Annotated in this window: 9 protein-coding genes; 7 read left to right on the forward strand and 2 right to left on the reverse strand. The window is 38.0% G+C overall.

The genetic code is table 11. The features are described from left to right. Positions 1–110 precede the first annotated feature (110 nt). Genes HMPREF1514_RS00705 through HMPREF1514_RS00715 form a run of 3 tightly spaced genes read left to right on the forward strand, consistent with a single transcriptional unit; the run spans position 111 to position 3,223 of the window. Entirely contained in the window at positions 111–605 is a 495-nt protein-coding gene (locus HMPREF1514_RS00705) for a DUF536 domain-containing protein (RefSeq protein WP_003029403.1), read from the forward strand. A 48-nt stretch (positions 606–653) separates the two neighbouring features. Next, a complete protein-coding gene (locus HMPREF1514_RS00710; RefSeq protein ID WP_037596609.1) occupies positions 654–1,469 on the forward strand; it encodes a hypothetical protein in 816 nt (271 codons plus the stop codon). Continuing rightward, the gene (locus tag HMPREF1514_RS00715; protein WP_037596506.1) at positions 1,466–3,223 is read left to right on the forward strand and encodes a glycerophosphoryl diester phosphodiesterase membrane domain-containing protein; all 1,758 of its coding nucleotides are present in this window, start codon (positions 1,466–1,468) and stop codon (positions 3,221–3,223) included. The genes HMPREF1514_RS00710 and HMPREF1514_RS00715 overlap by 4 nt, the downstream gene beginning before the upstream one ends. A gap of 51 nt (positions 3,224–3,274) precedes the next feature. Here HMPREF1514_RS00715 and HMPREF1514_RS00720 read toward each other — a convergent pair whose 3' ends face one another. Continuing rightward, positions 3,275–3,574, reverse strand: a complete 300-nt coding sequence (locus tag HMPREF1514_RS00720; protein ID WP_037596509.1) for a YbaB/EbfC family nucleoid-associated protein — start codon at positions 3,572–3,574, stop codon at positions 3,275–3,277. A gap of 36 nt (positions 3,575–3,610) precedes the next feature. Then, the gene (locus HMPREF1514_RS00725) at positions 3,611–5,890 is read right to left on the reverse strand and encodes a Xaa-Pro dipeptidyl-peptidase (protein WP_037596512.1); all 2,280 of its coding nucleotides are present in this window, start codon (positions 5,888–5,890) and stop codon (positions 3,611–3,613) included. 108 nt (positions 5,891–5,998) lie between these two features. Between HMPREF1514_RS00725 and gla the strand changes: the two genes are divergently transcribed. From gla to HMPREF1514_RS00745, 4 genes are all read left to right on the forward strand, one after another. After that, on the forward strand, positions 5,999–6,850 hold the full coding sequence (gla, locus tag HMPREF1514_RS00730; protein WP_006269234.1) for an aquaglyceroporin Gla: 852 nt from the start codon (positions 5,999–6,001) through the stop codon (positions 6,848–6,850). Between the two features lie 338 nt (positions 6,851–7,188). After that, positions 7,189–8,454 (forward strand): HdeD family acid-resistance protein, encoded by a 1,266-nt coding sequence (locus HMPREF1514_RS00735; protein WP_037596514.1) that lies wholly within the window; start codon positions 7,189–7,191, stop codon positions 8,452–8,454. An 81-nt stretch (positions 8,455–8,535) separates the two neighbouring features. Beyond that, positions 8,536–9,276 carry a CppA N-terminal domain-containing protein gene (locus HMPREF1514_RS00740; RefSeq protein WP_037596517.1) on the forward strand — a complete coding sequence of 247 codons (741 nt, stop codon included), beginning with the start codon at positions 8,536–8,538 and terminating at the stop codon, positions 9,274–9,276. Next, complete coding sequence (locus HMPREF1514_RS00745) at positions 9,273–10,208, forward strand: serine hydrolase domain-containing protein (RefSeq protein ID WP_037596519.1); 936 nt, start codon at positions 9,273–9,275, stop codon at positions 10,206–10,208. Before HMPREF1514_RS00740 ends, HMPREF1514_RS00745 begins: the two co-directional genes overlap by 4 nt. Position 10,209: the final 1 nt, after the last annotated feature.

Here is a 10,209-nt window from a genome sequence, read left to right on the forward strand (position 1 = left end):
TTGTATCATAAATGCGGCGAAATTCCCTAAAATCCAGAGCAAATTTGACAGTTAAGCCTTGATATGATAAGATTTAGGTATCTATATCTAGAAATGTTTCAGAGGAAATTATGGCAATTGAAAAAACAGTCAGCGAGTTAGCCGAAATTTTAGGAATTAGCCGTCAGGCAATGAATAATCGAGTTAAAACTCTTGCACCCGAAGATACTGACAAAAATGAAAAAGGGGTCACTGTTGTAACGCGTAGCGGTTTGATAAAACTGGAGGAAATCTACAAAAAGACGATTTTTGAAGATGAACCAGTCAGCGAGGACGTGAAACAGCGTGAACTCATGGAAATTTTAGTAGATGAGAAAAATGCTGAAATCGTGCGCTTGTATGATCAGCTAAAAGCAAAAGATGTTCAATTGGCTAAAAAAGATGAGCAGTTGCGTGTGAAAGATGTTCAAATCGCTGAAAAGGATAAGCAATTAGATCAACAGCAACAACTGACTGCAAAGGCCATGAATGAACGTGAAACGTTGCTATTAGAATTAGACGAAGCTAAGGAAAAAGTACAAGCACAAGAACAAAAAGGCTTCTTTGCAAGATTATTTGGAAGATAATGAGAATCTCGGTTGAAGAAACTGGGATTTTTTTATAGAATGAAAAGTATGGTAAAGGAAGAACTAGCAAACAATATCAATATCCTTGGCTCTTTTTGTGGAAAACGCGATTTGCCAGAATTAACACAGTTAGCATTGAAAAAGAAATATCACTTGAAACAAGTTGATGTCATGGTTCTGTTTGGCGGAAGTATTTTGGCAGGTGGAGACGTTTTGGCGCAGGCTATGTTAGAGGGAATAGCAAAGACTTATATTATTGTCGGTGGGGCAGGACATACGACAGAGACTCTTCGGCAAGTGGTCGCAAAGGAATATCCGAAAATAGGAACCCAAACTTTTTCGGAGGCAGAAATTTTTAATGCTTATTTGAAAGAAAGGTATAATTTAACGGCTGATTACTTGGAATCTCACTCGACTAATTGTGGGAACAACATCACTTATTTGTTGGATTTGCTGAAAAGAGAGAAGATTGATTTTCATTCTATCATTCTTAGTCAAGATGCGACAATGCAGGCGCGTATGGAAGCGGGAATCAGGAACTATCTTTCTCCAGATACATGTATCATCAATTTTGCTACTTATCAGGCTGATGTAACCGTAAAGAATCAGAAGCTTGAATTTAAACAGTCTATTTACGGTATGTGGGAAATAGAGCATTATATCAGTCTGTTGATGGGAGAAATTCATCGTTTGTCAGATGATGAATCGGGCTATGGACCAAGGGGAAGAGGCTATATTTCGCACGTAGAAATTCCTATAGAGGTTAGAACTGCTTTTGAAACATTAAAGAAAAGTTATGGAGATTTGATTCGCATAGCAAATCCTCTCTATGCTTCTACTGATGAGATAGTTAAAGGAGAATGATGAAACAACGTTTAGACTTTCATAAGCTGTATTACAACCTTGATAAAATTTTATTTTTATTTTTTATCATTTTTATGGTAATGGAGTATCTCTGGTTACCTTTTAATTCCTGGGCTGCAGATTCTTTGCTGAGGCTGACAGGTTATCAATTTTTATCGTACAATAATGTCTTAGCGGTACTATCCAGCAATCTGCTGCTAACTCTAGCATTTATTGTATTATTTCTAGTGAACCTGCTAGTCGCTTATTTTCAGGTTGGTTTGCTCTTTTTAGGTGCTCATAATTTGCTGACTCAGCAGGGAAGTACACTTTTTGCATTCACTAAAAAAACAGTCTCTGATGGTTTTTCACTTTTAAAACAAGTTCGTCCCAGCAAAGTTGCATTTGTTTTATTGTACATTGGTTTGCTTTTTCCGTTCATTCGGAAAATCTTGAAAATTTATTATTTAAATAAAATTTTAATTCCGAATTTTATCGTGTCGTATTTACGAGATACTTACTTTTTAGCTGGAATTGGACTTGCTTTACTAGTATTGCTGATGCTGTTGATTGCTGTCCGTTTGATGTTTGCGTTGCCAAAAATTCTGATTGAAAATGTCTCTGTCAGAGAAGCGGTTCGATTTAGTTTGGAAAAAACACATAAGCGTTTGCTGTTCTATTCTTGGCACTTGTTTTGGATTGTTACCAAGAGTTTTCTACTCTTTTTCGCTATAACGATTCCATTATTGTGCCTTCAAACTTATACGGACGGTCAGTCCAATCAAACTGCGCTTATAGCCGGAGTTGTCAATTATGTGCTGATGAAAACGACTCACTATTTGATGTTGACCTATTTTTTAGTTAAATTTGTAGCTTTTTTGACAGAGAAAAGACTTTGTCACAGTGCACGCAGGAAGTTAGATCGACTCTATCGTTGGGTTGTTATGTCGATTGCTTTTTTAGCATTTGCAGCTGAGGGTTATAGCTATCTTCAGATTCCGTTGAGCAACAATCCTGCTGTGATTTCGCATCGTGGTGTTTCACAGGCAAACGGTGTCCAAAATACGATTCAATCGTTAGAGAAGACAGCCTTATTAAAGCCAGACTATATTGAAATGGACGTTCAAGAAACAAAGGATGGACAATTTGTCATGATGCATGATGCAAATTTATCTGCTTTGACTGGAGTCAACGCGAAGCCACAAGATTTGACGTTGACAGAATTAACAGCTTTGGATGTTACTGAAAATGGCTATCGTACAAAGATTTCGAGTTTTGATGCTTATTTAAAACGTGCTAATGAATTAGGTCAACGCTTGCTGATTGAAATAAAAACCAGTAAGAAAGATTCGCCTGATATGATGGATCGCTTTCTGAATAAATATGGGAACACCATTAAACAATATGGCCACCAAATGCATTCACTGGATTATAAAGTCATCAATAAAGTAGTTAAATATGATGCCAGCATTCCAACTTTTTTCATTCTTCCTTACAATACCATTTTCCCACGCACTAAGGCAAGTGGCTATACAATGGAGTACTCCACACTTGATGATAATTTTATTTTCAAGCTGTGGCAAACGGACAAGAAACTGTATGATTGGACGGTCAATGATGAAAATGCTATTTCAAAATCGTTGCGTTTAGGTGTAGATGGCATTATCACTGATGATGTGCAGTTAGTACAAACAGCTATTAAAGAATTGCAAAATAATCCTAAATACACCGACTTGCTAATCAATCAAGCTTTTGACTTTTTTAATTTTACATAAGACAAGCCCCTCTTAGTAATGAACTAGGAGGGGTTGGTTTTTTAGTGTATTTTAAAATGGTAACTTCCCTGCGAATGCACCTAATTTTTTCTTTGTTGCATTATCAATCTCATCAAGAGCTGCATTGATGGCTTGGGTTGTCATATCAGATAAAGTTTCTAAATCTTCTGGATCTACAACGGCTTCTTGAAAGTCAATTTTGACGATTTTTTTATCACCTGTAAGGGTTGCGACTACGAGATCTTGGGCAGATTTGCCAATAAATTCTGTCGCAGCTAGTTCTGCCTGTCCTTTTTCCATTTGTTTTTGTAGCTTTTGTGCTTGTTTCATCATTGATTGCATGTTCATCATTATTTGGGTTCTCCTTAATATTCAATAGTTATGATTTTATTTTAACACATCTGGTATATCTAGGCTAGATTTTTCTAAATCAATTGTTAAGTGATAGTCGGTATTATCACGGACAGTGTGTTCAAAGTCAGTAGTATAAAGGACAAGACGGAGTGTATCACCTGCTGCCATTTTATAGATAGTGGGTTGAAGTTCAAAAGAAAATTCTATCCATTGATCTGGTGTGGCTTCTTCGACTGTTAGCAAATCAGTGCGATTTTGAAGATTTAGGAAACCTTTGGTGATGACGCGATGTGGTGTTTCTTTGAAGGGTAATTCCATCAAATGTTCTAACATATAAAAGCGACCGTTATCCATAGCTTTTGGTGCAAGTACACTAGGTAGTGGAAGGAGCCGTTTAGCTTGACCAACATCCAGTAATTGTGCAGAAATCAAGCCTTTATCAGTACTGGATTTAAGGCGAAGGTTAAGTTTAACAGGGCCATTTAAGAATAAATCTTTTTCCAGTGTCACATTCACTGTCACTTGATTGAGTTTTCCGTCAAAAAGTTCATTTTTGAAAGTCTGATAAGTTTTGCTAAAACGGTCGTAGTCTTCTTGAGCATATTGGTTTGGGATAATTTGTGTGCCTTTACCTAAGTTGAAATGAGTGCCGTACTTCTGATCGCCAAATGTTTCTAAAGACAGCCAACTTTGAGCCTGACGATTGTCTTGCCAAATCACAGTTGGCAATTCAAACTGAGAATCGTATCCTAGCAATTTTTTGCTAAGAAGCGCATTCATGGACTCACGAAAGTCAATGGATTGCCAGTTATTCATATAGATATGGGCGCCATTGTGGAAGAAGAGGTGCTTTTTGATGTGTTCTGGTAGCGCGTGGAACATATTGTAGACATTCAGCGGCTTGACATTCCAATCTTGAGAGCCATGCGTAAAGACAACTTCAGCTTTGACTTTGTGCGCGTGAATCAGATAGTTCCTGTCATGCCAAAATTGATTATAATCACCCGTTTCGCGATCTAAATTTGCCTTTAATTCTGTTAGACGAGATTGGTATGCTGCATTGTGGCGGAGATTTTCACCAGCTAAGAGGTTGCGTGAGTAAGTTAATTCAGTCAAAGAGTCAAAATCTTCACCAGGATAGCCCCCAGGACTTGTCACCAAACCATTTTCACGATAATAATTGTACCAAGAAGAAATGCCAGCTTCAGCAATAATGACCTCAAGACCATCTACGCCAGTTGTAGCCAGCCCATTTGACAGAGTTCCGAGGTAAGAGATTCCTGTTGTAGCAACCTTTCCATTGGACCAAGTGGCTTTGATTTCTCGTTGTCTGGTATGGTCTGTGAAAGCACGACAGCGACCATTTAACCAATCAATAACATTTTTATAAGCCTCGATTTGATAATAATCTCCGCTCGTCATAAGACCGTCAGAGTCCTTTGTTCCCACACCTGATACATATAAATTAGCAAAACCACGAGGAAGAAGGTAGTCATTGAGTGTATAAGTTCCGATATGACCGAGTGTTTCTTCCGTTTGCTCAACTAATGTAGCTTGTCCTTGAGGTTCAACCAAGTGCAGTTCTGGGTCATGAACAGTAATTTTTCCAGTTTCTTTTTTAATCAAGTCCACATTCATGTTATACAGAGCTTTGTCGCTAGCCTTATCATTCGTTCCTTGATGATAGGGACTAGCAGTCATAACCGCAGGAATTTGTCCGTCAAAACGAGGACGAATGATACTGACCTTAATCAAATCAGGTAGACTATCCTTATCAGTATCCACGCGCGATTCTACATAAGCAACTTCACGGATAGCATTGTGACTGGTAAAAGTAGCTAAACTCTTTCCGTTGAAATAGTGATAGGTGTTATCTTCGGGGATCAAGCCGTCGCTGATGAGTTTGTCAATCAAAAGATTACCATTTTTGGTGCGCGTATTGAGCAACTGATAGAGATTTTCAAGTAGGTTTCCATAGATAATGGGGAAATTTACGTTCTTTCGGAACTTTTCTACATCGTCAAAGTCAACAAATGGCACAAATTCTAGCAATTGAAAAGCAATCGTATAAAAAATTTTTGCTGTCAATTTCTGATTGGACGTAAAAAAGCTGAGTAAGTCTGTTTTTGAATTGGCAACCAAAGATTTTAAGGCATAGTCTGTATTTTTATAATTAAAAAAAGTTTTACGTACAAAAGTCTCTAAATTTTCTTTATCAGAATACTCTTGGCGGAAAGAAAATCCAATGCTTTCCATTTCAGCTAGGATTTTTTCGCTTGTTTCTGGTGTATAACTATACTGGTTGTAACGCATATTTTTACTCCTTTTTTACATTTTGTCAAAAAATAACCTTTACATTATCCATTGTAACTGATAAAATAGGATTTGTCTAAAATTTTTTAATGAAAGAGGAGAACAAAAATGGACGTCACATGGATTGTGAAATATATTACAGAATTTCTTGGAACGGCAATTCTCATTATCTTGGGGAACGGAGCTGTTGCCAATGTTGAGTTAAAGGGTACGAAAGGTCATCAAAGTGGCTGGTTAGTCATTGCAGTTGGTTACGGTATGGGGGTTATGATTCCTGCTCTTATGTTTGGAAATGTATCAGGAAACCATATCAATCCTGCTTTCACACTAGGACTTGCGATTAGCGGTTACTTCCCTTGGGTGCAAGTCGCACCTTACATTATTGCACAGTTATTAGGAGCAATGTTTGGTCAAGCACTAGTAGTAGCAAGTCACCGCCCTTATTACTTACAAACAACCAATCCAAATGCTATTTTGGGTTCGTTCTCAACCATTGTGAATACAGATGATGGAAGCAAGCAATCACATGCTGCTTCTATGATAAATGGTTTTATCAATGAATTTATTGGATCGTTTGTGCTGTTCTTTGCGGCAATGGCGATGACCAAAAATTATTTTGGTGCAGAAGTTATCAAATACGCTGCAACTCGAGGAGTTGATGCAACACAACTTCAAGGAAAAGTTGCCATTGGATCCCACATCAATGCTGGTCTCGCTGTGGCTCATTTAGCGCTTGGTTTTCTTGTGATGGCATTGGTGACATCACTCGGTGGTCCTACAGGTCCAGGTCTGAACCCTGCACGTGACTTAGGCCCACGTATTCTTCACTTCCTTCTTCCGAAATCAGTTCTTGGTGAACATAAAGGAGATTCAAAATGGTGGTATGCTTGGGTACCAGTCGTATCTCCGATTCTTGCCGGTATTGTTGCTGTGGCACTTTACAAGTTGATTTATGGATAATCCGTAAAAATGAAGAACGGTTCTTGCGAGCCGTTTTTTGATGGGCAAGCGACAGATTGAGCTAAAAATGGGAAAGTGACTAGACGCTTACTGAGTGAAAATGTTGTACTGGCAGGTTAGAGATAACAAATGTAATGAGTTTGAGACCAAAATGTTTCAGCCTCTTACAATATATATTATTTTTACAACGAAACGCAGTGGTTGACTGGTAGTTCTAAATTCTTGCTGTGTGAAAAATGACAACAAAGTTAGTCATTATGCGGGAGTGAGAAGGCAAAATCGTTTTTTGCGAAATACCGATTTTGTCCTGCTCCCATCTTTTATTTGGGAGAGATGAGATGGAATTAGATAGATTAAGTGGCAGACGGACACTGTTATTCGGCATTTTGGCGATTCTTTTTGGAGTCATTATTATCGCAAATGGTGTTGATGTTACAAAATTCGCTCTAGATTTATTAGGTATCTACTTTATATTTGTCGGAGTTAGCAACCTCTTCTTTCGTTTTTTAGTCAAGAAGAATCGTATTAGTCTAAGCTCTGCTTTTTTTCATGTTCTTGTAGGACTGGTTGTTGGCTTTTTCAACCGTGCCAGTAATTTGCCGGTCAATATTATCATTATTATATTAGGTTGTTATCAGTTGTGTACGGCGGCAGTTTATGGTATTACTTATCTTCTTTATCGTCAAAATAAATTAAAAGGTGGTTTTCGCTATTTTTTTGATACCGTACTTTATGGAGGAATTGGTTTAACAACCATTTTTTCACCCAGTACAGATGGGCGTTTACAATTTTTGATCGTTGGTATTTACCTGATATTGTTAGGCTTTTCCAATGTTCGTGATGGTGCTTTTTTCAATACAGATTTGGAACAAAAACAGCTTTGGCGCCGTATTCGGATTAATCTGCCTGTCATTATTGCCGCCTTTTTTCCAGCAGAGCAATTGAATCGTTTCAATCATTTGTTGCAGGGTGAAAAACGAGGTCACCAAAAAGTTTACAGCCGTATTCAAAATGATCAAAAGTCGGTTGACTTAGAAGTGCTCGTTCATACATCGGATCAAAATCTTTTTGGGATGATTGGGCATGTTGATATTTGTTATCAAGGAAAAGTTATTTCTTATGGCAGTTATGATGTCTTTTCAGAGCGTTTATTTGGCACGATCGGAGATGGTGTTTTGTTTAAAGTGGATAAAGATGCTTATATTGAACTGTGTAAGCAAGAAAGCAAGAAAACCTTGTTTGGCTATGGTTTGTCTTTAACAGATGCACAAAAACGTGCTGTGGAGAAACGCTTGGCTGAAATTGATGAACTACTGGCAGTGTGGAATCCATCGGCTGAGTTAAAAAATAATGACCATACATATGCTTATAAATTGAAGCATGGATTAGGAGCTCAATTATATAAGTTTAAAACGAGTCAGTTTAAAACCTATTTTATCTTGTCTACTAATTGCTGCTTGCTTGCAGACAGTATTATTGGACAGGCTGGAACAGCTATTTTAGATATGCGTGGGATTATTACTCCGGGAACTTATCAATCTTATCTGCAATATGAATTTGAGTCAGCAAATGATTTGGTAGTGGCGCAAAATATTTATCAGTAATAGTACAATTTTTTCTATTTGAACATAAATATTTGTAAAATATACAAAAATTATTTAAAATAGAAAGGCTTGGAGGAAGTTATGCGTTCAACAAATAAAATTGTAAATATGATACCGGTATTGAAAATCAACAATCGGAAAAACAATCTAGCTTTTTATTGTCAAACATTGGGAATGAAAGACTTGCTAGAGGAAGGTGCTTTTGTCAGTCTTGGAGATCAAACAAAGGTTGAAAAATTACAGCTAGAAGAGTCACCTAGTATGCGCACTCGAAGAGTGGTGGGTGCGAAAAAATTAGCAAAAATCATTATCAAAGTAGCCAATCCACAGGAAATTGAAGCACTTTTAGCACGTGGCAACAAGATTGATACGCTGTATCAAGGGAAAAATGGTTATGCCTTTGAAGCAAGCTCTCCAGAAGGAGATAAGTTTTTATTGCATAGTGAGGAAGACTGGACGACTTTGGATAGAATGCTGATAGTCCCAGCATTTGAGCCGCTAGAGGATTTTATTGGACTTAGTCAATTTACCATAGAGCAAATTCAGATTAACGTTCTAGATGAGGAAAAGGCAGTCACTTTTTATCGGGAATGGCTAGAAAATCAGTCTATTCTAGCATTCTCACAAGCAGATGGGCCAGATTTGGTGACAGAGAGCAGTCAAACTTGGGACTTGGCAATGTTTAAATTTACCGTTGAACAGTTCGACGTAGCAGCTTTGCAAACCTTATTTCAAGGAAGAGAAAATTTTATACCTAAATCGGGTAAATTTTTCTTAACAAAAGATGACAGCCAGATTGAAGTTTGGATTGAAGCGGTATGAGTTTGAATAAGATTCTCTCAAAAGTCGAGCAGCAGATATTGCAGCAAATCTATCCTGGAGCTAGCTTAGCTTTATATGCTCATGGAAAGTGGCAAGAATACTATTTTGGTGAGAGCAATCCTGAACAGGGTGAGAAAACACGGGCGAGATTATTGTATGACTTGGCAAGCGTCAGCAAGGTTGTGGGTGTCGGAACGATACTTGCTTTCTTGGTGGATCAGCAAGCTGTTGATCTTAATCAGCCTTTGACGAATTACTACCCAGCTTTTCAGGATGATTCTGTCACGGTGAGGCAGCTAGCCACTCACACATCAGGGCTCGATCCTTTTATTCCCAATCGAGATGCACTCAATGCCACAGAATTAACGGATGCCTTGAATCATTTGACAGTACTAGACGACAAGAGTTTTCGTTATACAGATGTGAATTTCTTGTTGTTAGGGTTTATGTTGGAAGAAATCTTTGGTCAATCTTTGACTGGCATATTTAAGCAGAAGATTTTTCAACCATGGAATATGAGAAAAACAGTCTTTGGACCTGTCGCACAGGCAGTTCCGACTGTTCGTGGTGTGAAAGCAGGAATTGTACATGACCCAAAAGCGCGTGTATTGGGCAGACATGCAGGGAGTGCGGGTCTGTTTTCTACTGTTCAGGATTTAGAAATATTTTTGGAACATTATTTGCAGGATGATTTTGCAGCAGCTTTGCGGCAAAATTTTTCAAAAGAAACCGGTAAAGAGCGTAGCCTTGCCTGGGATTTAGATGGAGAATGGCTGCAGCACACAGGCTATACAGGAACGTTCATTATGTTTAATCGTGCGCAGCAGAAAGCAGTTATTTTTCTTTCCAATCGGACGTATGAGAAGGATGAACGTGAGCAGTGGATTTTAGAACGCAATAAGCTCATGGATGTTATAAAACAAGAACTGTAAA

The organism is Streptococcus sp. AS20 (genome assembly GCF_000524255.1).
In the GTDB taxonomy this organism is placed as follows: domain Bacteria; phylum Bacillota; class Bacilli; order Lactobacillales; family Streptococcaceae; genus Streptococcus; species Streptococcus constellatus.

Coding starts and splice junctions, on each gene's coding strand:
- HMPREF1514_RS00710 (WP_037596609.1), top strand. CDS start 654: ATGGTAAAGGAAGAACTAGCAAACAATATCAATATCCTTGGCTCTTTT.
- HMPREF1514_RS00705 (WP_003029403.1), top strand. CDS start 111: ATGGCAATTGAAAAAACAGTCAGCGAGTTAGCCGAAATTTTAGGAATT.
- HMPREF1514_RS00735 (WP_037596514.1), top strand. CDS start 7,189: ATGGAATTAGATAGATTAAGTGGCAGACGGACACTGTTATTCGGCATT.
- HMPREF1514_RS00725 (WP_037596512.1), bottom strand. CDS start 5,890: ATGCGTTACAACCAGTATAGTTATACACCAGAAACAAGCGAAAAAATC.
- HMPREF1514_RS00745 (WP_037596519.1), top strand. CDS start 9,273: ATGAGTTTGAATAAGATTCTCTCAAAAGTCGAGCAGCAGATATTGCAG.
- HMPREF1514_RS00740 (WP_037596517.1), top strand. CDS start 8,536: ATGCGTTCAACAAATAAAATTGTAAATATGATACCGGTATTGAAAATC.
- HMPREF1514_RS00720 (WP_037596509.1), bottom strand. CDS start 3,574: ATGATGAACATGCAATCAATGATGAAACAAGCACAAAAGCTACAAAAA.
- gla (WP_006269234.1), top strand. CDS start 5,999: ATGGACGTCACATGGATTGTGAAATATATTACAGAATTTCTTGGAACG.
- HMPREF1514_RS00715 (WP_037596506.1), top strand. CDS start 1,466: ATGATGAAACAACGTTTAGACTTTCATAAGCTGTATTACAACCTTGAT.